The following is a 24,919-nucleotide window of genomic DNA, read 5'->3' on the forward strand; positions in this document are numbered from 1 at the left end:
GCCTCGTCTACTGGCCGGTCATCGGTCATGATGTTGAGCATGAAAGCAGTTCAGGACTTCCAGCCGGCGCTGGCGGGGGCCGGCGACCTGGCGGCCATCGCCCGGATCGTCCGGAGTGCCGCCCGCGACGTCACCGGCGCCCAGGGCGCCACCTTCGTGCTGCGCGAGAACGAGAACTGCTTCTACGCCGACGAGGACGCCATCGCGCCGCTCTGGAAGGGCCAGCGCTTCCCGCTCACCGCCTGCATCAGCGGCTGGGCGATGCTGCACGACGAGACCGCGATCGTCCCCGACATCGAGACGGACCCCCGGATCCCGATCGAGGCGTACCGGACCACCTTCGTCCGCAGCCTGGTCATGGTCCCGGTCGGCTCACCCCCGGTCGCGGCCATCGGCGCCTACTGGTCCCGGACCGGCACCCCTCCGGCCGACCGGGTCGCCACCCTGGAACATCTGGCCCAACTCACCGCCGAAGCCGTCACCCGAGTCGGCTTCAACGACGCCCCCTGGGCCCCGAACTTCCGCTACGCCCTGGACCGGGACACGGCCTAGCTCAGCCGACCGGCTGACGGGTGTAGGTGCGGGCGACGTCGATCCCGAGCACGGTCGGCATGCCGGCCGGTTCCGGGCCGAGCACCCTGGTCAGCGCCGGGCCGAGGTGGTCGGCGAAGAAGCGGTCGGCGTGGGCCTTGGACTCCCACAAGGTGACGACGCGGAGCCCTTCCGCGGACATTCCGGCGTACCGGGCCTCCAGGCCTTCCGGCTCCTCGCCCAACTGGCTCGTCACTCGGTCGAACTGCTCGATCGACGCGAACGGCGGGGTGGCGACTGCGATCCACTGCATGGTCTTCTCCTCTGTTCGTGCGACCCGTCCGGCCGCACGAACAACGCTAGGAATCCGCTGCCGACCCCGAATCCGCCGAATCACTCATCGGGGTACTCATCTCGCCGCGCGGGTGCTCCAGGCGGCGATCTGGCTGCGGGTGGCGAAGCCCAGCTTGGTGAGGATGTGCTGCACGTGGTTCTGCGCGGTCCGCTCGGAGATGACCAGGCGCTCGGCGATCTGCCGGTTCGTCAGCCCCTCCGCCACCAACGCGGCCACCTCCGCCTCGCGCGAGCTCAGCGCAGTACGGGTGGTCTGGGTGAAGCCGGCCAGCAAGGAGGCGGTCCGCTCGGCGTAGGCGGTCATGCCCAGTGACCTAGCCTGCAGATCGGCCTCCTGCGCGACCGACTTCGCCTGGTCGCGATCGCCTGGGCTGTTGCGATCGACGAGGGCCTTCGCCAAGTAGTACTGCGCCTCCGCCACGAACCCGGGAGCCCCCGCGCGATCGGCCTGCTTGATCGCGACGACCAGGTCGGCGATCGCGGCATCCAGCCGACCGAGTACCGCGGCGCCTCGGCCGAGCGCGAGTTCCACCGGGCCCATGAAGGCGACCCCGTTCCCGACGACATACTCGCCGCGGAACGGTTCGAGCCGGTCCAGGAGCGCGGCGAGATCGTCGTGCCGGCCGATTCCCGCGCACGCGAGCGCGGCGTACACGTAGCCAGGCAGGACGAAGAACGCGGGTAGCGACCAGGTCTCGAGCGGCCCCGCCTGCCGGTACGACGCCGCCGCCTCGTCCGGGAGTCCTGCGCAGGTCAGCAGGTAGGCGCGAGAGAGTCGGGCCATCGTGGCGAACCGGGGCGGCGGGTCGAACGTCTGGCGTGCGAACGCGGCGGCTTCGTCGGTGACGCCGATGTGGCCTGCGAGCGAGGTCTGCAGGGCGAAGTACGCGCCGGTCGCGGGGGCCCGCTCGACCACCCGCATCCGGTCGAATCCGCGCCGCCCGACCGCGGCTGCTTCGTCGTACCGGCCGCGGGCCTGCGCGATGCAGGCGGCGAGGCGATCGTGGTGCCAGGCGCTGACGGGTCCGCCGACGCGCTCGATCGCGACTCTCAGCGCGGGGAGTTCCTCCGCTGCGGCGGTGAGCCGGCCGCTCTCGATCAGGGCGTCGAGTCGCCAGAGCTCACCCCACATCGCCGAGCGCGCGCTGCCTGTCCGCTGCGCCAGCGCCAGCATCTCCGCTGCGAGCCCCAGCCGCTCGGCGCGACCGGCTGGTCCAGGACATGCTTCCTGCCGCGCCCGCAACGCATCGGCCAACGCCTGATCGTCTTTCGTGCTGCGGGCAAGCTTGAGCGCCTCAGAACTCAAGGCATCCAGCCGCTCCTGCTCACCGTCGTAGAACGCGAGATGACTCCGCAGCGCCAGCAACCGGGCTCGCGACGCATCAGACACCTCGCCCGTCAAGGCTTCCTCGCACAACCGCTTCGCCGTCGCGTTGATCCCCGGATCGGGAACGGCCTCCAGCACCAACGCCGCTTCGGCCTTCTGCTCAGGGATCTGCGCCGCTTCCGCCGCGCCGGCCGCCGCAGCCACACACGTCGGCAGATCACCCGCGAGATAGGCCGCTCGGCCAAGCGCTACTTGCACTCGGCAACGTTCTTCCGGCGGTACCGGACCGATGGTCAACGCCGCCTGATAGAGCCGGACGCCCTCCTCGTGGGCGATTCGCCGTACGGCGTCGTCCGCCGCCAGCACCAACCACCGCCGAGCCGCCTCACCTTCCCCGTACTGCGCCAGCTCGGCCCGATGCCGGGCGATGTCGGCCAGATGCTCGGACAGGTCGTCGGCGAACTGCCGTTCCAGTGACTCGGCGACAGCCCGATGCAGGGCGGCCCGATCGGCGATCGTCAGGGAAGCCTCGACCGCGTCCCTGGTCAGCGCGTGCACGAACCGAAGGTCGTCCCCGACATGGTCCACGAATCCGAACGCGACGGCCTCGTCGACCAGCGGCAGGCAGTCGGCCACCGGGAGGTCCAGTACCGCCGCGATGACCTCGAGCTGGAAGTCCCGCCCGGCGATCGCGGCCGCCTGGACCAGCCGCCGGCAGTCCGCCGAGACCCGGCCGAGCCGGCCGGCCACGATGTCGAGCACGGTCGCCGGCGGGCGATCAGGACGCCACGTCCCGTCCGCCATCGCGCGGGCGACCTCCTTGACGAACAGGGGATTTCCGCCGGTCACCTGGTGAACCCGGTCGATCTCCTCGTCAGTGGCCTCGGGCAACTGTTCCCGCAGCCCGGCGAGGTCGAGGCCGCGCAGCTCGAGCCGCTCGGCCACCCGGGACAACTCGCCCACCAACCGCGGACTCCCCGGATCCCGGAAGGTCGCGACCACCAGCACCGGCAGCTCGCCGAGCTGGTCGGCCAGGTGCCGCAGGACCAGCAACGACGGCTCGTCACCCCGATGGATGTCGTCGAGGATCACCAGCAGCCCGCTCTTGCGCGCCGCCTCCCGGATCGCGCCGGCCATCGCCTCGAACAGCTGGAACCGGCCCTCGGGCGAACAGGCGTCCCCGGACAACACGTCCGCGGCATCAGCCCCGAGCGAGCGCAGTACTTGGTGCCAGGGCCAATACGCGGGAGCACCCTCGCCTTCGACGCAGCGGCCCCAGGCAACGGCTGAGCCGGCCGCGAGCGCAGTACCGGCGAGTTCCTGGGCGAGCCGGGTCTTGCCGATGCCCGCCTCGCCGGAGCAGAGGACCAACCGGCCGGCGCCACCCCGTGCCTCGTCCAGCCACTCCCGCAACGCCCTGAGCTCCCGCCCCCGGCCCGTGATCCCCATCCGGTCAGCATTGCCCACCTGATGGAATGTGTCGACCAGCGACAGCGGCGGAAGGTGTACGGGGATGAATGTCTGCATCGTCACGGGCGGGGGCGGCGTACGGATCGGCAGCGGGATCTGCAGGGCCTTGGCCGCCAAGGGATGGACCGTGGTGGTCGCGGACCGGGATCTGGTGGCGGCCGAGGGGGTGGTCGATGAACTGCGGGCAGGCGGGGCCAGCGCAGTACCGATGGCTCTGGACGTCACCGACGCCGAGTCAGTGCGGGCAGTGGTGGCTGCGACCCTGGCCGAGTTCGGGCGACTGGATGCGCTGGTCAACAGTGCCGGTGTCGGGTTGCGCAAGCCCGGTGCGGAGGCGACGCCGGAGGAGTTCGACGAGTTGCACGCGATCAACTACCGCGGGCCGTGGACCTGTATCCGGGAGGTGCTGCCGATCCCGCTCGAGAACGGCGGCGGCGCGATCGTCAACATCGGCTCGGTGCACGCGGCCGGCGCCGCCGAGACCTTCACCCTGTACGCCGCGACGAAGGCGGCGCTGGCCGCCCTGACCCGGGGGATCGCGCGGGACTACGGCCGCCGCAACATCGTCCACCCCGGCGCGGTCGAGAGCCGCGGCAACGAACACCTGCTCGCCGACTTCGTCGCGACCAAGCAGATGCTCCCGACCGCCGTCGAAGCCATCGACATCGGCAACGCGGTCGCCTTCCTGCTCTCCGCGGAAGCTCGCGCCATCACCGGCGTGGAACTCTTCGTCGACGCCGGCACGACTGCCATGCTGTTCGAACAATGAAACGCTTCCTGCGCCGCGTCCTGCTGGTCGTGCTCGTCTTTTGGTTGGTCGTGACCGGCGCATCGCTCGGCTACAACGTCTTCACCGACGACCGGGCCACGCCGCCACCTGGCCTGCAGTTCGTGCAGGCCGCAGACATCAACACTCGCTACCAGGTCTGGGGTACGACGGGCCCGCCGGTCGTTCTCGTCCACGGTTCCGCGGAATCGGTCGGCACCTGGTCGCGGGTGATTCCGTTGCTAGCGGCAACACATCGGGTCTACGCGTACGACATCACCGGCTACGGCTACAGCGAACGCAAAGGCCCGTACTCCGTCGAGCACCTGGCCGCTCAGCTCCTCGGCTTCCTCGACGCCATGCACCTGGGTGGCGTGGGCCAGCCTCGCCCGATCCTGGTCGGGCACTCCCTGGGCGCCGGGATCGCCGCCGAAGCGACCCTGGAGGCTCCTTCGCGGATCGCCGGCCTGATGTTCCTGGACGGCGACGGACTCCCGTTCCCGGGCGGCGACTCGGTTCTGCGGCACCTGATCGTGCCGCCCTACCGCACGACGCTGATCCGTCTGTTCCTCAACACCGACAGCCTGATCCGCAAGCTCTACGACGACTCGTGCTCACCCGGGTGCCCGCCGCTCGAGAACGTCGACGAATGGACCCGGCCCTTTCGTCAGCCGGGCGCCGAACGGGCGATCTGGGAGATGCTGTCGAGCGGCGACGTTCCCGCAGTACAGCCTGATCGGCTGGCGCGGCTTCACGACGTACCGGTGCCGAAGGCCGTCGTTTTCGGCTCTCTCGACACTCAAGGCGGCTCCGCAACCGAAACTGCCGCCCGGGTCGGCGCCCCGGCTCCCACCTTCATCGAGGGTGCGAACCACCTCACGCTGATCTCCGACCCCGCGGCGGTCGCCACCGCTGTCGAGGCTCTGTCGAAGCGTGCTGTCGGGCCGAGCTAGGACACTAGCGCCAGACCGGAGCGATGTTCTTGCGGTAGCCGCGCCCGAACACTCCGGTGATGACCTTGAGCACGGGAGGAGGGACCGTCCCGGTGATCGCCGCGAGCTCCTCGCGGTCGGCCCCATCGGTCGCCCAGGCGAAGAACCGGCCGCCCCGGGCAGGGCTGACCTGTGCGAACTTCCGGCCCATGGCCTTGATCTCCGGCGAGCCCTGCTTCTCCTGGTAGATCGGCTCGATCTCGGCTTCCTCGTGCTCGAGGTGCTGCACGGTCACCCGCCGCAGTTCCGCCATTGCCACCAGTGCCGCGGCCGCGTCCTCGGCGGCGGCAGTGCTGGTCAGCCGTTCCATCGCCTTCCGGGCACCGGCCAAAGCGGCGGCCATCGTCTCGTGTTCGGCGTCCATCTGCACCAGCAACTCGCGACTCACGCCGACGGCTTCGAGCGCCGGCCACGCGATCTCGTGCTCGCCCTCGTGGTGGTGCACCAACTGGTCGTCGAAGTTTTCCCAGGCGGCTCCCAGGCCGGCCGCGCGCTTCCGATCACCCGCCGGGAACGTCTCCAGCGCCGCGACGAACCGCCCCAGATCCCGCCGGAACGCGCCATGAATCGCCTTGTTCATGCTCATCTCGCCCATAACGGGGAGTGTAAGCACGCCCGGTGCTCTCCATCGAGACCCTGAGCACCGTCATGCTGAGGCGCTCAGGCGCCGAGCAGGGCGAGGCTGTGCGACCACATCTGGTCCAGCTGGGCCGGGTCGTTGAGGAGCTTGGCGAAGAGAACCATGCCTTCGAGTTGCGCGACCAGCGAACGGGCGGCCTCGCGGGAGTCGGTGACCTTGATGTCGCCGTTCTGCCTCGCGAGCTCCACGACAGCGGCGACCATCTCGATCTGTGCCTCGAAGATCTCCTGAAGCCGCTCCCGGATCGCCGAGTCCTGAGTGCTCAGCTCCAGGGTCAGGTTGCCGAACAGGCAGCCGGTGACCGCGCCGGTGTCCTTCTGAGCAGTCCGCTGTACTTCGGTCGTCGCGTCGAACAGGTCGCGAAGACGCTCGAGCGGCGGCTTGTCGCCACCCAGCAGCTCGGCCCACTGGGCCCCCTGGTTCGCCCAGTGCTCCTCGATCACGGCCTCCGCCAGCGCCTGCTTGGAGTCGAAGAAGTAGTAGAAGCTGCCCTTCGGCACTCCGGCCGTCGCACAGATCTCGGCCACGCCCAGCGCGGTGTAGCCGCGTCGGGCCATCAGGTCACGGCCGGCCTGCAGGATCTTCGGTCGCGCGTCACTGGTTCGTCCCATGCTTGAAAGTATACGACCGGTCGTCTAGTGTGAATAGTCGACCGTTCGTCTAGTAACTGGAGCAGTGTCATGACCAACACCCTCATCGTCCTCAGCGGAGCCCGGATCTGGCGCCTGAACGACGGCACCGAGCACCCGACCGGCTTCTGGGTCGAGGAGTTCGCCGCCCCGCACCGCGTCTTCACCGAGGCCGGGCACACCATCACCATCGCGACACCGGGCGGCGTCCTGCCGGTGGGTGACGAGCTCAGCCTCGCCCCGGCGATGAACAACAACGACGAGGCTCTCGTCGCGGACCTGCGTGGCTATCTGGACAAGTCGCAGGAGGTGCTGGCGGGCGCAGTACCGCTGTCGGCCGTCGACCCGGCCGACTTCGACATCGTCTTCATCCCCGGCGGCCACGGCCCGATGGAAGACCTCGCCACCGACCCCGACATCGCCCGGATCCTGGCGGCGATGGTGGACGATCCGAGCAAGGTCGTCGCCTCGGTCTGCCACGGACCCGCCAGCTTCGTCAGCGCGACGCGCGACGGGAAGTGGCTGTTCGCCGGACGCAAGCTCACCGCCTTCCTCGACGAGGAGGAGCGCCAGGCCGGTTTCGCTGACCGTGCTCCCTGGCTGCTCGAATCGCGCCTGGTCCAGCAGGGCGCCCGGTTCGACGCCGGCCCGGTCTGGGGCTCGCACATCGTCACCGACGGCAACCTCATCACCGGTCAGAACCCGGCCTCCGCCGAGGCCGCGGCCCACGCCGTACTCGGTCAACTGGCGGTTCGCCGATAACCCTAGGCAATCATCGAGGGGAACGACCGCCAGCCAGCGTCACCGGAGGACAGCATGAGCAAGTGGACAGCGTCAGATCTGCCGATCGTGGCCGCGCCGATGGCTGGAGGCGCGACCACGCCGGCGCTGGTGGCCGGGGCGGCAGCTGCAGGGGCCTTCGGGTTCCTGGCTGGTGGCTACAAGACTCCTGAGGCGCTGGCCGCGGAGGCGGAGCAGTTGCGGCAGTTGGATGTTGCCTTCGGCATCAATCTGTTCGTCCCCACTGCTGTCCCGATCATCGAGCCCGACTTCCGCCGGTACGCCGCCGAGCTGGCCGCGGAGGGCGAGCCCTACGGCCTCGACCTGGCTGCCGCGCCGTTGGTCGAGGACGACGATCATTGGCAGGCCAAGATCGATCTCCTGCTGCAGAACCCGCCACCGGTGGTGAGCTTCACCTTCGGCCTGCCCGAGCGTGCTGCCGTCACAGCTCTTCAACGAGCGGGCTCACAGGTCTTCATCACTGTCACTACCCCGGCCGAGGCCCAAGCCGCTCGCGACCTGGGAGCAGACGGCCTGATCGCCCAGAGCACCGAGGCGGGTGGTCACAGCGGCACGCACACTCCAGAGGTCCCGGTTCCTGCTGTCCCTCTGGGCGACCTCGTGCGTCAGGTGGCCGCCTTGGACGTCCCCGTCATCGCGGCCGGCGGCATCGGCCATTCGCACCAAATCCCACCCCTGCTCGAAGCGGGAGCCGCCGCTGTCATGGTCGGCACCGTGCTGCTCCGCACTCCCGAGAGCGGCGCCTCGGAAACCCACAAACAAGCTCTGGCCTCCGCCGGCCCGGCCCGGACCGTCATCACCCACGCCTTCACTGGCCGACCCGCCCGCGCCCTCACCAACGACTTCATCACCCGCCACGCCACCACGGCGCCGCTTGGCTATCCAGCCATCCATCACCTGACTCGCCCGCTCCGCGCCGCGGCAGCAGCCGCGGGGGATTCCACCCGTCTGCACCTCTGGTCCGGCACCGCGTACCAACAGGCTCAGCGGACGCCGGCTCACGCAGTACTGACTGCTCTTGCCAGTGATCTCTGAGGATCAGCGGCGGACCAGGCGGACGTGGGTGACGCTGGGGGAGCTGACCTGTTCGGCGACGCGGTAGTTCTCCGAGGCGCCTTCCAGGTTGTCGAAGAGGCGCTCACCGGCGCCGGCGAGGATCGGGACGACCACCAGGTTCAGTTCGTCGATCAGCCCGGCGCGCAGATACTGCTGGATCGTCGCCGCCCCACCCGCTACGACTACGTCCTTTCCGCCGGCCGCCTCGACCGCGCGCTCCAGCACCTTCTCCACCGGCTCGTTGGTGAAGTGGAACGTGGTCCCGCCTTCCATCGGCAGCGACGGACGCGCGTGATGCGTGAGCACGAAGACATCGTGGTGGTACGGCGGGTTGTCGCCCCACCACCCCTTCCACGACTCGTCCTCCCACTCACCCCGCACCGGCCCGAACATGTTCCGCCCCATGATCGTCGCCCCCACGTTCACGTCCCACTGCTTCACCCGCTCGGCGTCGACCCCGGTCGCCCCGTCCTCCATCGCCGAGAACATCCAGTCATGCAGCCCCTCCACCCCATCCCCAAACGGCGCCTCCACCCGTTGCCCCGTCCCCGCCCCAAACCCATCCAGCGTCACCGAAAAGTTGTGAACCCGAACCTTGGCCATGACCTCTCCTCCTGCTCCCAGAGTGCTTCCACCCCCTGGTCGAAGCACCCCCACCCCCTTTGACATCCCGGGCAACTTTCTTCGGATCCGGCGATGACGAAGCGGCTTGGTCAGCCGGCTAGTTGGAGGTTGGTGGCGGTGGCGCTGAGGGTGATGGATTGGCCTTGGATCGCGATTTGTTGGAGGGAAGCGTTGAACGGCAGGTTGGGGACTCGAATGCCGCGGGCGAGCAACTCTTGGACAGTCCTGCGGAGAGCGGACGGGACCTCGGGGAGGTCGTCGGCGAGCAGGCTGATCCGGCCGTTGGCGGCCTGTGGCTTGACGCTGGCGCTCGCCTGGTAGCCGTTGACGGTCATCGTCGCCTGCAACTTGGAGCCGGCGATGCGCAGCGACAGATCGCCGAAGTTGCTGGTTCGCGAGACGAGCTTGGTGAGCGCGGCCGGTGAGACCTTCAGGTGGACGTCGGCCGTGTCGACCGTGATCTTCGCGCCCGCGCCGCCGCCGGTCAGGACCTCGCGGGGTACGTGGATCCCGTTCATGACCAGGTTCAGGTCCTCCGCCGCGATCGACTCGACCGTCGGCTGCTGCATCGTCAGCGTGATCCGGGAGAACTCACCCCTGGCCACCTGAGGCAGGAACGCGAAGCCGTCCACCTCCGCCGACGTGTCCGCCGCGCGTACGTCGTACTTCGCCGCCTCGTCGACCGCGAGCGCCGCCAGCCGATTCTCCGCGACGGCCTCGGCCGCGCGGTCCGCGGCGAAACCCAGGAGCGCCACGACGACAAGAAAGATGACCAGCGACCTCAAGCGGCGCCGCGGTTTCGTGGAGCTCATCAATGCCTTCCTGACATGGCTGCCGACCCAGCCGGAACAGAGCCCCTTACGGTACCCGGCCCGCGTAGCGTTGCCTCGTGGACAGCATCGGCTACGTCATCCTGTACGTCTCCGACCTCGACGTGTCCATCGCGTTCTACCGCGACGTGATCGGCCTGCCGTACAAGTTCACCGATGCCGGCTACGCGGAGTTCGGCACCGACGGCACCCGGTTCGCCCTTTACGAGCGGCGCCGCGCCGAGTGGCTGACCGGACAGCCGGTGACGCCGGGGCCGGCCGCCGAGATCGTGCTCGTCGTGGCGGACGTCGACGCCGAGGCCGCCCGGATCGCGGCTTCAGGCGCGACAGTCCTCAGCGGCCCCGCCGATCGCCCCTGGGGTCACCGGACCGTGCACCTCGCCGACCCGGACGGGTTCGTCGTCGAACTCGCCCAGGAGATCCCGAGGCGACGAACCCGCCGGTGAAGGCGGTCAGCGTCGACCAGGATGGTGGCGGCGATGGTGGTGGTGCGGCCCGCTGAACAAGGCGATCCAGAAGAACATCCACAGGATCCACGGAGCGGCGAACGAGACGGCGGCGATCACCAACCCGATCATCAGCACCGGCGCCAGGAACATGATCGGCGGCGGACCGGTACGCCGCCGCGGTGGTCCGGAACGTGCTGCCGGCGACCAAGCGGCGGGTGTGGCCTGGGCCACCGCCTTGTCCGGGAGATCCACGAACAACGCCGTCAGATCGTCGGTGTACCGCGCCCGCGTCGCCTGATCGCTGCGCTCCTCGAACTCGTCCTGCGTCAGCCGCCCCGCGACGAAGTGCTCACTCAGTACTGCGACCGCCTGGTCCCGCTCGGCGTCGCCGATCCGGAGCGGCCCGGTGCGATCCGGAAGGTGCTGGCTCATGACCGGTCCTGCTCGTCGTCGTCGGCGAGGATCCCGTACAGCGTGCGGCGCAAATCCACCAACGCCTTGCGGGCCTTGGTCTGCTGCTCCGGAGTACCGACGGCGATGATCTGCCACAACGCCGTGCCGACCTGTCCGAGCAGCGGCTTCATCCCGCTCTCGTCGTCCTCGGCCGTCGCGTTCATCGCCTCCCACGGAGCCGACACCTCGTCCGCGTGCTCGGCGACGTACGCGCGACCCTCGTCGGTCAGCGTGAAGGTGCGGCGCCCGGTCGCGGCATCGGCCGTCACCAACCCTTCGTCCTCGAGTTGCTGCAACGTCGGATAGATCGACCCGGGACTCGGCTTCCACACGCCGCCGCTGCGCTCGGCGATCTCCTGGATGATCTGGTAGCCGTTCATCGGCTGCTCGGCCAGTACGGCGAGGATCGCGGCCCGCACGTCCCCGCGCCGCGCCTTCGGCCCTCGCCATCCGCGTGGACCGGCCGGTCCCCAGGGTGGAGCGAACATCGGCCCGACGCCGAACGTCCCCCACTGCGCCCCGAACGGATGCTGACCCCGATGCCCCCGCCGCCCGGTCATGGCGGCGACCCACTCGTCCTTCAACTCGTCCACGAACGCGCACTGCTGCCGCACGATCCGCTGCCAGGGCCACCCGGCCGCGTACGTCGATCCGGTCATGTCGACCACCGTCCCTCACGAAGAGCCATTGGCGATAAGTCGACGATATATCGCGAACGATTGCCACCCAAGGGCGATCACTCTTGAATTGTGACCAGGTTCCGCAGCCGGGCCGCGTCCTCGCCCGGCGGCGCCCCGAACATCCGCCGGTACTCCCGGCTGAACTGCGAGGGGCTGTCGTAGCCGACGCCATACCCGACGGACGCGATGTCGTCCGGCGCGGCGAGCAGTTTGATCCGCGCCTCCTGCAGCCGCAACTGCTTCTGGTACTGCACCGGGCTCATCGCCGTCACCGCCCGGAAGTTCCGGTTCAGCGACGAGACGCTGAGGCCGAGGTCGTCGGCGAGATCGTCGATCCGGATGACCTGGTCGTAGCGCGCCCGGATCCAGCGGATCGCGTGGGCGACCAGGGACAGCCGGCTGTCGGCCAGCCCGATCTGGCGGACGAGGTGTCCCTGCGGGCCGGTCATCAGCCGCCAGTGGATCTCCCGTTTCACCGCCGGCCCGAGGATCCGCAGATCGTCCGGGCGCTCCTGGAGGCGCAGCAGTCGGATCAAGCAGTCGAGCAGGTCGTCGTCCGCGTCGCTCACGGCCAGGCCGACGCCTGCGTTCGCGCCGGCGCCGGAGTACGGGCGGGGGCCGGAGTACGGGCGGGCTTCGAGGAGGAGTTGCGCGATGACGTCTGCCTGGAGCGGGAGGCCGAGTGCGAGGAACGGCTCCGCGGTACTGGCCTGGATGATGTTGCCGGTGAGGGGGAGGTCGACGCTCACCACCAGGTACTGGCCCGCGTGATAGTCGAAGACGTGGTTGCCCAGCATGGACCGTTTGGTGCCCTGGGCAACGAAAGCGAAGGCCGGCTCGGTGATGTTGCCGAGCGGCTCGGTCACCTGATGGGTGGCGAACGCCATCACTCCGTCGAGCCACTTCGGCCCGGAACTGCCCGCTGCCAGCCGGCTGATGAGGCTGCGCAACTCCGCCATTCGGTCCATGAGCCCAGTGAACACGATCTGAGCAAGGTTGCGCGGATCGTGCAACGCGGTACGCCTAATGGTCTAGGACTTTCGGGCCGGTGCTGCTGGAATCGAAACATGTCACTCGATTCCTATCTCACCCTCGGCCGGTCCGGCCTGCGGATCAGCCCTTTCACCCTCGGCACGATGACGTTCGGCGAGGACCACGGCTGGGGAACCAGCCCGGAGGAGTCGCAGAAGATCCTCGCGACGTACCTCGACCGCGGCGGCAACTCGATCGACACCGCGAACATCTACACCAACGGCCACTCCGAGGCGATCATCGGCGAGTACTTCGCCGGCCGGTCCTCGCTGCGCGACCGGGTCGTCCTCGGCACGAAGTTCTTCGGCAACCTCTACCCGAACGACCCCAACGGCGGCGGACCCGGCCGTAAGGCGATCGTGCAACAGTTGGAGAACTCGCTGCGGCGGCTGCGGACGGAGTACGTCGACATCTACTGGCTGCACAACTTCGACCCGGTGACGCCGGCCGAAGAGGTACTGCGAACCCTCGACGACCTGGTCGGCGCGGGCAAGATCCGGTACGTCGGCTTCTCCGACGTCCCCGCGTGGGCCACCGCCGAGGCCGCCACGATCGCCCGGTTCCGCGGCTGGGCTCCGATCATCGCGCTGCAACTGGAGTACTCGCTGCTCGAACGCACCGCGGAGGGCGAGTTGATCCCGATGGCTCAAGCGCTGGGGATGGGCGTCCTGCCGTGGAGCCCGCTGAGGAGCGGCTTCCTGTCCGGCAAGTACTCCAGTTCCAACACCGGCGAGGTCGACACCGCACGCGCGGGGTTCGTCGGAGGTCCCAGCGAGAGCGACTACGTCGTGATCGACGCCGTGAACGAGGTCGCCCGCGAACTCGGCGTGAGCTCGGCCGCGGTGGCTCTGGCCTGGGTGCAAGGCCGTCCGGGGATCAGTTCCACCCTGATCGGCGCGCGCCGGATGGACCAGTTCGAGGCGAACCTGACTGCCCTCGACGTCACGCTGACCGCCGACCACCTCAAGACCTTGGATGAGGTGTCGACGCCGACCCTGAACTTCCCAGCCGAGAACAACCGGGCCTTGGCGCCCATGCTCCAATACGCCGGCGCCTCGGTCGATGGCCGCTCGACCACCGTCCTTCCGGCTTTGCAAGGCGGTTCAACGCGGTACTGAGCCAGCTCAAGCCGTTCGCGTACTGCGGAACGAGCGGCGGTAGGTGTCGGGTGGAACGCCGACGACGCGCTTGAACTGGCGGCGGAGGGTGGTGGCGGTGCCCATCCCGGTGGCGACGGCGACCCCTTCGATGCTGTCATCGGTTGCCTCAAGCAACTGTTGGGCGCGGCGGACTCGCTGGACCAGAAGCCATTGGAGTGGAGCCTGCCCGGTCACCGACCGGAATTGCCGGTTGAGCTGGCGAGGGCTGAGGTTGGCCCGCTTCGCCAGGTCGGTCACCGTCAGCGGCTGGTCCAGGCGCTCCTGGGTCCAGGCGAGCAGCCCGGCGAGCATGTGGTCGCCGCTGACCTTCATCGGCGTGGAGACGAACTGCGCCTGGCCGCCGGCGCGATGAGGTGGCACCACCAGGCGGCGCGCCACGGAGTTGGCGACGGTGGCGCCGTGGTCCAGGTGGACCAGATGCAGGCAGAGATCCACGGCGGCGGCCTTGCCGGCGGCGGTGAGCACGCTGCCGTTGTCTGTATAGAGGACGTCCGGGTCGACCACGGCCTGCGGATGGCGCGCACTCAACTCGTCCGTGTGAGCCCAGTGCGTGGTGGCTCGCCGACCGTCCAGCAGGCCCGCGGCGCCTAGGACGAACGCGCCGGTGCAGAGGGAGGCGACCCGCGCGCCGGCCTCGTGGGCCGCGCGGACGGCCTCGATGAGTTCCGGTGGCGGTGGGTCGTCGATGTCGGCGCAGGCAGGGACGAGCACGGTGTCGGCGCTGGCCAAACGATCCAGTCCGTGGTCCGGCTCGACCACGAACGGACCAACCTGCAACGAACCAGGCCCGCAGAGCAGTACGTCGTACCAGCTGCTGGTGACGTCGACCGGGGGATTGCGGAAGATCTCGTAGGCCACCGCCAGCTCGAAGTGCAGCAGCTGACCGGCGGTCGCCAGCGCGACAGTGTGCATGTCCGAAAGTGTACGCATAGCGTCGTTCCGGACTATCACGCTCCGGCATCGACCGCGGCCAGAGTTGACCTCGTCGGAACCTCGAGTCAGGAGAGTCATGAGTTCAACAGGTGCAGTGGTGGTCTACGGCGCGACGGGGCACACCGGGCGGTTCGTCGTCGCCGAACTGCTCGAGCGCGGCTTCACCACTGTGGTCTCCGGCCGGGACGCGGCGCAGTTGGAGATCCTGGCCAAGGAATGGGGCGTCGAGGCGCGGCCCGCCACAGTCGATGACCCGAGCGCCCTCGATCGGGCGCTCGAGGGTGTGGCTGCGGTCATCAACGCCGCCGGACCGTTCGCGGTGACAGCCGGGCCGGTGGTCGAGGCAGCCGTCCGCGCGGGGATCCCGTACGTCGACGTCGCGGCCGAGATCGAGGCGAACGTCGCGATGTTCGGCCGCGAGGCGGCGACGCCCGTAGTACCGGCGATGGCTTTCTATGGTGGGCTGGGCGATCTGTTGGTGACCGCGGCCATGGGGGAGTTGACCGCTGCGGACGAGGTGCACGTCGCGTACGGGCTGAGCAGTTGGCATCCCACGCCCGGTACGCGGGTTGCGGGTGAGGTGTCGCATGAACGTCGCGCGGGGCGTCGAGTTCGGTTCAGGGATGGCGCGCTGCAGTACCACGACGACAAGGCCTCCGAGGAGGAGTGGGACTTCCCGGAGCCGCTGGGTCGGAGAGCAGTGATCGCCGAGTTCACTATGGCCGATGTGGTGACGGTGCCGAGTCACTTGGCGGTGCCCGAAGTGCGCACCTACATGGCTGTCGAGGCCGCTCGCGACTTGGCCGATGAGGACACTCCGGCGCCCGCGCCGGTCGATGGGTCCGGCCGTTCGGATCAGACGTTCGTCGTCGACGTGGTGGTTCGCGCGGGTGATGCCGAGCGCCGTGCGATCGCCCGCGGTCAGGACATCTACGCGGTCACCGCGCCGCTTGCTGTGGAGGCCGTTCAGCGGATCCTGACCGGCCGCACTCGTACTACGGGCGTCGCGTCTGCCGGCGCGATGTTCGACGCGGCCGACTTCCTCCGGGCGCTGGCTCCGCACGTGTCCGTTGAGCTTCCGGCCTGATCTCGCTCTGGGTCCCTGGGCGCTTGGGTGCACCGTTAGGCTTGGCGACAGTGCGTGAGCAACCGACGCCGGCTTGCAACCACCTGACCGCTGTGCGATTGAAGGGTTTCCAGATGAGCGTGTTCGACAGGCTGAAAGACAAGGCGTCCGAGCTGTTGCAGGGCGCCGGTGACAAGGTCAGTGAGGCGACCGGGATCGACCTGCCCATCGGTGACGTGACCGACCAGGCGACCGAAACCGCGCAAGGCCTCGGCGACACAGCCCAGGGCTACGCCGAATCCGCGCAGGGTCTTGGTGACACCGCGCAGGGCTATGCCGATGCCGCGGGCGGTCAGGTCACCGAGGCCACGGGGGTCGAGCTTCCGCTCGATGGCGTTGGAGACCAGGTGGGTCAGGCGACCGAGGGCATCAACGACCTCGGCCAAGACGTCGCCGGCAACGCAACAGACCGGCTCGGAGAGATCACCGACCCCGGCCAGAAGTAAACGCTCCGGCGACGTGACGCGGTGACGGCCGGGGGCCGACTCGTTCCGGGTCGTCTTGAGCTGCCTGGGCGTGGAACGTGCGAGAGGGTGGAGTCCCCCTGCCGCACGTTCCCGCCCACGAGCAGTTGGAGGCGCCCGCATGTACAGCTCCACCCGTCGCGACTTCCTGAGGGTGAGCGGCCTGACCGCCGCCGGCGCAGTCGTCGGTACCGGCCTCGCCGCCACCCCCGCCCACGCCGCAGGTATCGACTACACCGCCCGCAAGACCTTCGACGACTGGGATCGCCTGTTCCAGCAGGGCGGACCCGGTCAGCCGGACCAGCCGAATGACAACACCAATGCCGATGGCAGATCCGGGATGCTGGCCTGGAGCCAGTCGTACGTACTGCTCGGCCTGGTCCGGATGTACGAGACCTACCGAGACACGCACTACCTCGACCGGCTGATCGAGAACATCGACCAGGTCCTCGCGGTCCGCGACAGCGAACGCGGTGTCACCGACTATCGAGGATTGTCGCTCCCCGCCTGGCGCGCCGACCATCCGTACACGACCGGCTTCACAACACTTGCCGACGGCAACGGTCACCCAAGCCTCGAGCTCCGCCAGGCACTGCCGTACGCCGAAGACACCACCGTCAGCGTTCTTGCCGGCTCCCGCCCGGACGCGTTCACGCTCCGCCTGGTGAACGTGTTCGTGAACCGCACCGTCACCCACACCGATCTCACCATGGACCCCGCGAGCCCCGACTACGCGGTGAGCCGGATCTACGCGGCCGCCCCGGGACCACTGCAACTGACCGCACGCGACGTCCGTACTGCGCCCGCCGCGGGCGGTGTTCCGGCGACCGGGGACTTCCCGATGCTGACCAAGCCGGTGATTTTCGCCGTGCACACCGGGATGATCACCTACCCGATCGCCGGCTTCGTCAGGCTGGTTCGGAGTTCTCCGGTGCTCCTGCGCCGCTATCGAGCGAAGGCGACGGAGTACCTCGCCGCCTGCCGCGCCGCGGTCGCAGTACACGACTGGGAGTATCGCGAGGACGGTCACCTGATCTGGCCCAAGGGTCAGCCGCTCGCGTACGACGGATGCGAGCAGCCGATCAACCAGTCGCTCGGGCTCGGCCAAACTCTGGTCGAACTCGCTCTCATCACCGGCGAGCGCGGCTACCGACGCAAGGTTGCGGAACTGGCGACGATGTTCGCCGGGCAACTGTCTGTCGACGATGGTGGTGCCTACCGCTGGCACTACTGGCCGACGGGCGGCCTTGTTCATGAGGGGTTCGCGAAGACGGGATCACCCGAGACCGACGTCTCGATCTTCACTCCGTCGGTCGGTGGTGCCAAGCAGTTCGAGGACATCAGTCACGGCGCGATCGACGTCGAGTTCGCAGTACGGGCTCATCGTGCGCGGCTTGGCTTCACCGGACAGGACATGAGCCGGATCGCCAAGACCTACACCCAGAACGTTGCGTTCACCGACGCGACCGGTCAACCGTCCCTCCACACCACCGTCGCCGGCGCCGGAGTCGGCACCGCCTCGATCGCCCATCAGGCACCGCGCTGGATGCAGGCCGCGCTCTATGACCCTCAGGTGTTCCAGCACAGCCTTGCTCTCTACAACCGCTACCAACCCACGCCCGAGGTGGACGGCCAACAGGCGATCGGCTTCGGCTGGCTCCTCGCCAACACCGCGTACCTCAACTGGGGCGCGAAGTACGCCCGCTGACTGCTTCAGGGGCTTGATAATAGTTAACGCTAGGAGTAACTATTAGCTCATGGCGGACGACGAGGTGGATCGCTTCTTCGAGGTGCTGGCGGATCCGACCCGGCGGCAGGTGGTGCGGCTGCTGGGGGAGGGGCCGCAGCGAGCCGGACAGCTTGCGGCCGCGACCGGGGCGTCCGCTCCCGCGATGAGCCGGCACCTGCGGATCTTGCTGTCCGCCCGGCTGATCACCGACGAGCGGGTGCCGGACGACGCCAGGCTGCGGGTGTTCCGGTTGCGCCAGGAGCCCGTCGTCGCAGTACAGGCCTGGCTCGACCAGGTCCAGGCGCACTGGCAGGAGCAGTTGGGGGCCTTCAAGAAGCACGTCGAGCAGAAGGAGACATCGTGACCAAGCAGTCCGCGTCCGCGTCTGTCGAGGTCGCCGCCGATCCGGCGACGGCGTTCCGGATCTTCACCGACGAGATCGACCTGTGGTGGGTTCGCGGGCCGATCAACTTCTTCGACGCCTCCCGGGCGATGGGTATGCAGATCGAGCCGGGGGAGGGCGGCAGGATCCTGGAGATCTACCGGCCCGGCAGCGGCTCGGTCGACGAGGATGTGCTCGAACTCGGCCGGATCACCGCCTGGGAGCCCGGATCCCGGCTGGCCTACCGCAGTTCGGTGGACGACACCGAGACGGAGATCCGCTTCGAGTCCTTCGACGGCGGAACGCGGGTCAGCGTCGAGCAGTCGCTGGTGCAGGGCGGCGAGAAGGCGTTCTACTTCTGGCCGAACGTGATCCCGTGGCTCGCCACCTGGGCCGCGCGGCGAGATTCGGCCCGTGGCGACCTCGATCGGCTGAACGTCGCCTTGTACTACGAGGACCCGAGTGCTGCGGCCCGCTGGTTGGAGACGGTGTTCGGCCTGGAACATTCCCTGCAGGTCCCCGCGGACAGCGAGCATCCCTCCTGGCTCGAACTCCGCGTCGGTTCCTCGGCGATCATGCTCTTCGAACTGAAGGAGCGTCCCGCCACTCCGCGCGTTGTCGACCACAGCATCTGGGTCTACGTCGACGACCTCGACGCGCACTTCGCCCGCAGTACGGCGAAGGGGGCGAGCATCGTCTCCGAGATCAGCCAGCACGGATACCGCGGCTACGAAGCCACTGACTTGGAAGGCCACCTCTGGACCTTCGCCCAAGCCGGCCCGACGATGAAGTAGTCGCTTCCCGCCTCGGAATCGCGTGCAGCGTCGGGGTACGGCGCTTTCTCCGCCTCCTCTGGGCGGCCACAACTCAGCAATCGACGGCTTTGGCGGCGGGGCACGGATCGATGCGAACGGCCGCGGCTGACAGAAGACGGGCGATGCTGCCTCGGAGCGCATGGCTCCTGTGAGCCAGTCGGTTGGACTGCTCGTTGGGCACGATCGGAGCGTCGGGCAGCGCGGATCGCGCCGTGCTCGTGACTGCGTCGACTACTGCTGAGCTGGGGATGAACATGATCGTCGCTCCTTCGCTGAGACTTATGGCAACTCCTCGGTTGCTATCAACGTATGGCAACCCTGGGGTTGCGTCAAGAGAACTGCCCCACGGCCAGGGGAGTTGACGCGGTCGGTCAGTCGTCATAGATTGATGGCAACTGATAAGTTGCTATAAATGGAGACGCCTGATGCCCTTCCCTGACCGGATCGAGCGGACCCTCGAGCTTGCCCACCCGCCGGAGAAGGTGTGGGCGGCGATCACCACGGCCGAGGGACTGGGCACCTGGTTCGGCACGCAGGCGACGATCGACCTGCGGCCGGGTGGGGCGGCCCGGCTGAGCTGGGACAGCGGCGACAAGGCCGACCTGCGGATCGAGCGGGTCGAGGAGCCGACGGTGTTCGGCTTCACCTGGCGCATCTACGGACTGCCGGAGGGCGACCCCCGCCGTACGTACGTCGAATTCACCCTGGAGCCGGTCGGCGCGGGCACCCGCCTCACGGTGGTGGAGTCGGGCTTCGCCCAGTTGCCGGAGGAGTCCTTCCGCAAGGCGCACGGCGGCAACTCCGAGGGCTGGACGCGCGAACTCGGTGAACTGGTCGAGTACCTCGATGCCTCCTGACATCGAGGCGATCGCCGAACAGGTCTTCATCGCCCTGGCCGACCCGACCCGGCGCGGCATCCTCGCCGAACTGGCGTCAGGTGGCCCCGCCACGGCCACGGACCTGGCCGATCGCCTGCCCGTCACCCGGCAGGCGATCGCCAAGCACCTCAACCTGCTGTCCGAGGCCGGCCTGGTGACGGCCGAACCAGGCGAGCGCCGCCGAGTCCGCTACCGGCTCCGCTCCGCCCCGATGCAGGTGGCACAGCAGTTCCTCGCCGCCATGGCCCGCGACTGGGACCACCAACTGAACGCGCTGCGAGACCACCTCGACCGCTGACCTCATCCCCCTGGTCCCGGAGTTCGACCACTCCACCGACCGGGCAGGCCGCCTCGACCGCACATGACACGGCCGGCGCGCTACTATTGGTCCAGCACCAAACTTGGTAACGCCGATCGTCAGTGACGGCTGTGCCTCGTGGCCCCCGCCCTCGGCCCTCGACCGTCGGTCGTCGGATTCATACCGCGGGTGGTTCTGTCGGAGTCCGACACGTCGATCGCTCGCGGTAGCGGTGGGATCGGACCGTGTCGCCGAACGGCCACGCTGGCTCATTCCACCCGACGTCTCATCATGTACCCGATGGGCCGCGGGGTGTTGCCAGGCCGCCATGGCGACATGCCATGGCACGTCAGAGGAGGACTCTTTGGCCCGTCGAGGCCAGCGCCAGTCCGGCGCTACCCGTACCGTTCCGCCACGTCGGCGTCGCGTCCGCGATGCCGACAACGAAGGCATCCTTCCGGTCCTCGCCAAGGCCGTGCGCGAGGTCGAGGCGGCTGTCCAGCGTGGTTCCACGCAGTCGTCGCTGCGGACCAAGTTCCAGGTGGTGGCGCTGCTGGTCCGCGAGGAGCGTGCCCGGGTGAAGGCGGACAAGACCGCCGGCGACGCCCGCCGCGACGAGCAGCTCAGGCGGCTCGACGGGGTCGCGACGATCCTGGCGAAGTCCGCCGCCCGCGACACCTCGCTGCTCGCGCTGCTCGCCGAGGACGCCGTCGTCTCCGAGGCGGCCGCGGCGCTGAAACGCGAACTGCTGACGTCCGCCGGCATCGAGCCGGCCCCCGAGGCCGCGCCGATCGTCGAGCCGACGGTCACAGAGGTCAAACCCGAACGCCGGGTCGTGCCGCAGTCGGTGGTCTCGCGACAGCTCGCCAATCCGTTCCTCGCGCCCGACTTCTCGTCCGCGGAGTCTCGCGGACCGCGCCAGCAGCAGATGCGGCGCCTGACCGGCTGGGAGCTGATCGGCCCCCTGCTCAAGTCGTTCGAGTACGCCGCCGCGGCGTCGGCCGGCAAGTCGCTGCCCGAGCCGTCGGTGGTTCGAGTGCCGGGTGGGCTGGAACTGATGCGGCACCAGGCCCAGGTTGTCGCGGCTGCCGCGGCCGGCCATCGAACCTTCCTGCTGGCCGACGAGCCGGGTCTGGGCAAGACGGCTCAGGCGTTGCTCGCCGCGCAGGCCGCGGACGCGTACCCGCTGCTGGTCGTCGTACCGAATGTGGTCAAGGCCAACTGGGCCCGCGAGGCCGCACTGTGGACGCCGAACCGGACCGCCACCGTCATCCACGGCGACGGTGACACGATCGACGGCTTCGCCGACATCGTCGTGGTCAACTACGAGGTGCTGGACCGCCACGTCGGCTGGCTCGGCGACCTCGGCTTCCGTGGCATGGTCGTCGACGAGGCGCACTTCATCAAGAACAAGAAGTCCCAGCGTTCCCGCAACGTGCTGCAGTTGTCCGAGCGGATCCGGACCCGTACTCCGCGTCCGCTGCTGATGGCGCTGACCGGCACTCCGCTGATCAACGACATCGACGACTTCCGGGCCATCTGGCAGTTCCTCGGCTGGATCAACGAGAAGGCACCGGGCGCCGACCTGATGGAGTCCCTCGAGGACATCGGCCTGACGCCGGCCGATCCCGCCTTCTATCCGGCCGCTCGCGCTCGGGTGGTCGATCTGGGCATCGTCCGTCGGCGCAAGGTCGACGTGGCCGCCGACATCCCCGCCCGACGGATCGCCGATCTGCCCGTCGAACTCGACGACGCCGTCGGCCGCTCGATCCGGGAAGCCGAGCGCAAGCTCGCCGAGCACCTGGTGGCGCGGTATCGCAGCGCCCTCGAGACCCGGACCTCCGGCTCGACCATCGACGGCATCGACCACGATCTGGTCCGCCAGGTCGCCGGCTGGGAGCGGGCCGACCCGACCAGGCCGAAGATCGACGAGAACGTGTTCAGCCTGGTGCGCCGCATCGGCAAGGCCAAGGCCGGCCTGGCCGCCGACTACGCCGCGCAACTCGCGCACAACGTCGGCAAGGTCGTCTTCTTCGCCAAGCACATCGAGGTGATGGACACCGCCGAGGAACTGTTCGCCGACCGCGGCATCCAGTACTCCTCGATTCGGGGCGACCAGTCCGCCAAGAAGCGTCAGCAGAACATCGACGCCTTCGTGAACGATCCCGACGTCTCCATCGCCGTCTGCTCCCTGCTGACAGCCGGCGTCGGCCTCAACCTCCAGGTCGCCTCCAACGTCGTTCTCGCCGAGCTCTCCTGGACCGACGCGGAGCAGACCCAGGCGATCGACCGGATCCACCGCATCGGCCAGGACGAGCCCGTCACGGCCTGGCGCATCATCGCCGCCCAGACCATCGACACCAGAATCGCCGAACTCATCGACAGCAAGGCAGGCCTGGCCGCGAAGGCACTGGACGGTTCGGACGAGGACCTCTCCTCTTCGTCGGACATCCAACTGGAGGCCCTCGTCGCGCTGCTGACCAATGCCCTCGAGGCATCGCGATGACGTCGATCAGGACTGCAAGAACTCCAGCAGGTCGGCGTTGACTACGTCGGCGTGAGTGGTCGGCATGCCGTGCGGAAGGTCCGAGTAGGTCTTCAGCGTCCCGTTCTGCAGCAACTCGGCCGACCGCGGCCCGGAGGCGCCGTACGGGACGATCTGGTCGTCCTCGCTGTGCATGACCAGCACCGGCAGGGTGATCTTCTTCAGGTCCTCGGTGAAGTCGGTCTGGGAGAAGGCGACGACGCCGTCGTAGTGCGCCTTCGCCCCGCCCATCATCCCCTGGCGCCACCAGTTCTCGATGATCGCCTCGGACGACTCGACGCCCGGCCGGTTGAACCCGTAGAACGGCCCCGAGGGCAGCGCACGGTAGAACTCCGAGCGGTTGGCCGCCAACTGCGCCTGCAGACCGTCGAAGACGTCCTTCGGCAGACCGTCCGGATTGGCGTCGGTCTTCACCATCAGCGGCGGCACCGCGCAGAGGATCGCGGCCTTGGAAGCCCGGCTCTCCCCGTGCCGAGCCAGGTAGTGCACGACCTCGCCACCGCCGGTCGAGTGCCCGACGTGAATGGCGTCCTGCAGATCGAGGTGCTCGACCACGGCCGCCAGGTCGTCCGCGTAGTGGTCCATGTCGTGCCCGTCACCGGTCTGGGTGGATCGCCCGTGACCGCGGCGGTCATGGGCGACGACGCGGTACCCCTGCTGCAGGAAGAACAACATCTGGTTGTCCCAGTCGTCAGCCGACAGCGGCCAGCCATGGCTGAACACGATCGGTTGCCCACTGCCCCAGTCTTTGTAGAAGATCTCAATGCCGTCGCTGGTCGTGATCGTTCCCACTGTGATGCCTTCCTCGAATCAGGTCCTTCAGGCAAGATCCAGCCGCCCCCAGCCGGCCCTGAATGTGCCCCCGTCGCAGGGGCACTGCGTCGATCGTCTTCGTGGACGAAAGCCTGTAGAGCAACGGAATTCCCGGCGTCGCGATCGCCTTGCACACCTTAACGCCCACCAGACTTCCGGAGCGAGGCGTAACTCAATCTTCGGTCAGGGTGCGGCGTGATGGAGTGCGGCGGCAACGGCCTCGACCGCGGGTGTCCGGGTCGCGCGGGTGAGCAGGAAGACCTCGCGATCGATCGTCCCCTCGGCGAAGGACCGCACCGCGACACCCGGTACGCCGTACCCGAGCACAAGGTCGGGGAGTAGCGCACAGGCTCCCGCCGTGCGAACCATCTCCACGAGAATCAGAAAGTCGTCCGACGCGTACCGCAGATCCGGTTCGAACCCGCCAAACTCCCGACACGCGCGAATCTGCATGTCCCGATGTCCCGTCCCCGGTTGGCAGGCGGCCCACCGAGCCCCGGCGAGCTCCGCCATCCGCACTCGCTGACTGCTCGCTTGCGGATGAGTCTCCGGCAGGACCAGCCGCACCTGCTCGCGCACCAGCGACTCACGCGCGAGGTCCCCGTGAACGGGACGCGGCTGCCCGGAGTACTCGTCACCAACCACAGCGTCAAGCTGCCGCAACCGAAGCGCCGGCACAGCCTCCTCAACCTCCACCTCGGTCACCTCGACCCGAATCTCAGGATGGCTCTGTGCGAGCGCCGCGACCGCAGGCGCAACAATTCTCAGGAACGCCGACTGAAACGCCGACACCCGTACGACGCCAGCCGGCTGCCCCGCGGCGATCGCGGCAACCTCCGCCTCAGCCGCCTCCATCCCATCGAGCAGCAAGCCCGCGTGCCGTACAAGCGCCCTGCCTGCGTCCGTGAGTCGCACGTTCCGCCCAGTCCGCTCGAGCAACTTCGCCCCCGCCTCACGCTCGAGCACCGCCAGCTGCTGAGAGATCGCACTCGGCGTATACCCAAGCGCTCGAGCGGCCCCATGAACCGTCCCCCGAGCATCCAACTCCCGAAGCAACCGCAACCGCCGAAGATCAAGCATCGTTCACCAACGCTACCCGGTTTCATGCATAAATCGGAGATGGACGTGAATAGTTGACGATG

At 68.5% G+C, this 24,919-nt stretch carries 27 protein-coding genes; 15 read left to right on the forward strand and 12 right to left on the reverse strand.

Going from position 1 to position 24,919, the window contains the following annotated elements; translation table 11 throughout:
• Positions 1-39 precede the first annotated feature (39 nt).
• Entirely contained in the window at positions 40-552 is a 513-nt protein-coding gene (locus ABD255_RS26615) for a GAF domain-containing protein (protein ID WP_344218629.1), read from the forward strand.
• A 1-nt stretch (position 553) separates the two neighbouring features.
• Here ABD255_RS26615 and ABD255_RS26620 read toward each other — a convergent pair whose 3' ends face one another.
• Both ABD255_RS26620 and ABD255_RS26625 read right to left on the reverse strand, forming a co-directional pair.
• Positions 554-844: a hypothetical protein gene (locus ABD255_RS26620; RefSeq protein WP_344218631.1), complete on the reverse strand. Its 291-nt coding sequence runs from the start codon at positions 842-844 to the stop codon at positions 554-556.
• Between the two features lie 96 nt (positions 845-940).
• Positions 941-3,679, reverse strand: coding sequence for an ATP-binding protein (locus ABD255_RS26625; RefSeq protein ID WP_344218633.1), 2,739 nt, complete (start codon positions 3,677-3,679; stop codon positions 941-943).
• Between the two features lie 46 nt (positions 3,680-3,725).
• On the opposite strand from ABD255_RS26625, the gene ABD255_RS26630 reads away from it, so the two are divergent.
• Positions 3,726-4,451, forward strand: coding sequence for an SDR family NAD(P)-dependent oxidoreductase (locus ABD255_RS26630; protein ID WP_344218635.1), 726 nt, complete (start codon positions 3,726-3,728; stop codon positions 4,449-4,451).
• The gene (locus ABD255_RS26635) at positions 4,448-5,401 is read left to right on the forward strand and encodes an alpha/beta fold hydrolase (protein WP_344218636.1); all 954 of its coding nucleotides are present in this window, start codon (positions 4,448-4,450) and stop codon (positions 5,399-5,401) included. Before ABD255_RS26630 ends, ABD255_RS26635 begins: the two co-directional genes overlap by 4 nt.
• Before the next feature lie 4 nt (positions 5,402-5,405).
• Here ABD255_RS26635 and ABD255_RS26640 read toward each other — a convergent pair whose 3' ends face one another.
• Both ABD255_RS26640 and ABD255_RS26645 read right to left on the reverse strand, forming a co-directional pair.
• On the reverse strand, positions 5,406-6,035 hold the full coding sequence (locus ABD255_RS26640; protein ID WP_344218637.1) for a hemerythrin domain-containing protein: 630 nt from the start codon (positions 6,033-6,035) through the stop codon (positions 5,406-5,408).
• 65 nt (positions 6,036-6,100) lie between these two features.
• Complete coding sequence (locus tag ABD255_RS26645) at positions 6,101-6,691, reverse strand: TetR/AcrR family transcriptional regulator (protein ID WP_344218638.1); 591 nt, start codon at positions 6,689-6,691, stop codon at positions 6,101-6,103.
• 69 nt (positions 6,692-6,760) lie between these two features.
• On the opposite strand from ABD255_RS26645, the gene ABD255_RS26650 reads away from it, so the two are divergent.
• Both ABD255_RS26650 and ABD255_RS26655 read left to right on the forward strand, forming a co-directional pair.
• Positions 6,761-7,471, forward strand: coding sequence for a type 1 glutamine amidotransferase domain-containing protein (locus tag ABD255_RS26650; RefSeq protein ID WP_344218639.1), 711 nt, complete (start codon positions 6,761-6,763; stop codon positions 7,469-7,471).
• Between the two features lie 54 nt (positions 7,472-7,525).
• A complete protein-coding gene (locus ABD255_RS26655) occupies positions 7,526-8,545 on the forward strand; it encodes an NAD(P)H-dependent flavin oxidoreductase (protein ID WP_344218640.1) in 1,020 nt (339 codons plus the stop codon).
• Between the two features lie 3 nt (positions 8,546-8,548).
• Here ABD255_RS26655 and ABD255_RS26660 read toward each other — a convergent pair whose 3' ends face one another.
• Positions 8,549-9,169: a dihydrofolate reductase family protein gene (locus tag ABD255_RS26660; protein WP_344218641.1), complete on the reverse strand. Its 621-nt coding sequence runs from the start codon at positions 9,167-9,169 to the stop codon at positions 8,549-8,551.
• 110 nt (positions 9,170-9,279) lie between these two features.
• Positions 9,280-10,002 carry an LmeA family phospholipid-binding protein gene (locus ABD255_RS26665; protein ID WP_344218642.1) on the reverse strand — a complete coding sequence of 241 codons (723 nt, stop codon included), beginning with the start codon at positions 10,000-10,002 and terminating at the stop codon, positions 9,280-9,282.
• 77 nt (positions 10,003-10,079) lie between these two features.
• Here ABD255_RS26665 and ABD255_RS26670 point away from each other — a divergent pair, with 77 nt between their 5' ends.
• Complete coding sequence (locus ABD255_RS26670) at positions 10,080-10,466, forward strand: VOC family protein (RefSeq protein ID WP_344218643.1); 387 nt, start codon at positions 10,080-10,082, stop codon at positions 10,464-10,466.
• A gap of 6 nt (positions 10,467-10,472) precedes the next feature.
• Here the strand turns inward: ABD255_RS26670 and ABD255_RS26675 are convergent, their stop codons facing one another.
• The 3 genes from ABD255_RS26675 to ABD255_RS26685 all read right to left on the reverse strand — a co-directional run bounded on the left by ABD255_RS26675 (position 10,473) and on the right by ABD255_RS26685 (position 12,570).
• A complete protein-coding gene (locus ABD255_RS26675) occupies positions 10,473-10,901 on the reverse strand; it encodes a DUF1707 SHOCT-like domain-containing protein (protein ID WP_344218644.1) in 429 nt (142 codons plus the stop codon).
• Positions 10,898-11,581, reverse strand: coding sequence for a PadR family transcriptional regulator (locus ABD255_RS26680; RefSeq protein ID WP_344218645.1), 684 nt, complete (start codon positions 11,579-11,581; stop codon positions 10,898-10,900). Before ABD255_RS26680 ends, ABD255_RS26675 begins: the two co-directional genes overlap by 4 nt.
• 77 nt (positions 11,582-11,658) lie before the next feature.
• On the reverse strand, positions 11,659-12,570 hold the full coding sequence (locus ABD255_RS26685; protein ID WP_344218646.1) for an AraC family transcriptional regulator: 912 nt from the start codon (positions 12,568-12,570) through the stop codon (positions 11,659-11,661).
• A gap of 99 nt (positions 12,571-12,669) precedes the next feature.
• Between ABD255_RS26685 and ABD255_RS26690 the strand changes: the two genes are divergently transcribed.
• Positions 12,670-13,752, forward strand: coding sequence for an aldo/keto reductase (locus ABD255_RS26690; protein ID WP_344218648.1), 1,083 nt, complete (start codon positions 12,670-12,672; stop codon positions 13,750-13,752).
• Between the two features lie 6 nt (positions 13,753-13,758).
• Here ABD255_RS26690 and ABD255_RS26695 read toward each other — a convergent pair whose 3' ends face one another.
• Complete coding sequence (locus ABD255_RS26695) at positions 13,759-14,706, reverse strand: helix-turn-helix domain-containing protein (RefSeq protein ID WP_344218650.1); 948 nt, start codon at positions 14,704-14,706, stop codon at positions 13,759-13,761.
• 97 nt (positions 14,707-14,803) lie between these two features.
• On the opposite strand from ABD255_RS26695, the gene ABD255_RS26700 reads away from it, so the two are divergent.
• The 8 genes from ABD255_RS26700 to ABD255_RS26735 all read left to right on the forward strand — a co-directional run bounded on the left by ABD255_RS26700 (position 14,804) and on the right by ABD255_RS26735 (position 22,925).
• Positions 14,804-15,814, forward strand: coding sequence for a saccharopine dehydrogenase NADP-binding domain-containing protein (locus ABD255_RS26700; protein WP_344218652.1), 1,011 nt, complete (start codon positions 14,804-14,806; stop codon positions 15,812-15,814).
• 113 nt (positions 15,815-15,927) lie between these two features.
• On the forward strand, positions 15,928-16,299 hold the full coding sequence (locus ABD255_RS26705) for a hypothetical protein (protein ID WP_344218654.1): 372 nt from the start codon (positions 15,928-15,930) through the stop codon (positions 16,297-16,299).
• Between the two features lie 139 nt (positions 16,300-16,438).
• Positions 16,439-18,025, forward strand: coding sequence for a twin-arginine translocation signal domain-containing protein (locus ABD255_RS26710; protein ID WP_344218656.1), 1,587 nt, complete (start codon positions 16,439-16,441; stop codon positions 18,023-18,025).
• A gap of 49 nt (positions 18,026-18,074) precedes the next feature.
• Positions 18,075-18,410, forward strand: coding sequence for an ArsR/SmtB family transcription factor (locus tag ABD255_RS26715; protein ID WP_344218658.1), 336 nt, complete (start codon positions 18,075-18,077; stop codon positions 18,408-18,410).
• Positions 18,407-19,222 (forward strand): VOC family protein, encoded by an 816-nt coding sequence (locus ABD255_RS26720; RefSeq protein WP_344218660.1) that lies wholly within the window; start codon positions 18,407-18,409, stop codon positions 19,220-19,222. The genes ABD255_RS26715 and ABD255_RS26720 overlap by 4 nt, the downstream gene beginning before the upstream one ends.
• Before the next feature lie 446 nt (positions 19,223-19,668).
• A complete protein-coding gene (locus ABD255_RS26725) occupies positions 19,669-20,100 on the forward strand; it encodes an SRPBCC domain-containing protein (RefSeq protein ID WP_344218662.1) in 432 nt (143 codons plus the stop codon).
• Positions 20,090-20,419 (forward strand): metalloregulator ArsR/SmtB family transcription factor, encoded by a 330-nt coding sequence (locus tag ABD255_RS26730; protein ID WP_344218664.1) that lies wholly within the window; start codon positions 20,090-20,092, stop codon positions 20,417-20,419. Before ABD255_RS26725 ends, ABD255_RS26730 begins: the two co-directional genes overlap by 11 nt.
• Positions 20,420-20,783: 364 nt before the next feature.
• A complete protein-coding gene (locus tag ABD255_RS26735) occupies positions 20,784-22,925 on the forward strand; it encodes a DEAD/DEAH box helicase (RefSeq protein WP_344218667.1) in 2,142 nt (713 codons plus the stop codon).
• Between the two features lie 6 nt (positions 22,926-22,931).
• Here the strand turns inward: ABD255_RS26735 and ABD255_RS26740 are convergent, their stop codons facing one another.
• The gene (locus ABD255_RS26740) at positions 22,932-23,756 is read right to left on the reverse strand and encodes an alpha/beta fold hydrolase (protein WP_344218669.1); all 825 of its coding nucleotides are present in this window, start codon (positions 23,754-23,756) and stop codon (positions 22,932-22,934) included.
• A gap of 204 nt (positions 23,757-23,960) precedes the next feature.
• Positions 23,961-24,857, reverse strand: a complete 897-nt coding sequence (locus tag ABD255_RS26745; RefSeq protein ID WP_344218671.1) for a LysR family transcriptional regulator — start codon at positions 24,855-24,857, stop codon at positions 23,961-23,963.
• Between the last annotated feature and the right edge of the window lie 62 nt (positions 24,858-24,919).

The organism is Kribbella sancticallisti (genome assembly GCF_039530625.1).
Classification (GTDB): Bacteria; Actinomycetota; Actinomycetes; order Propionibacteriales; family Kribbellaceae; genus Kribbella; species Kribbella sancticallisti.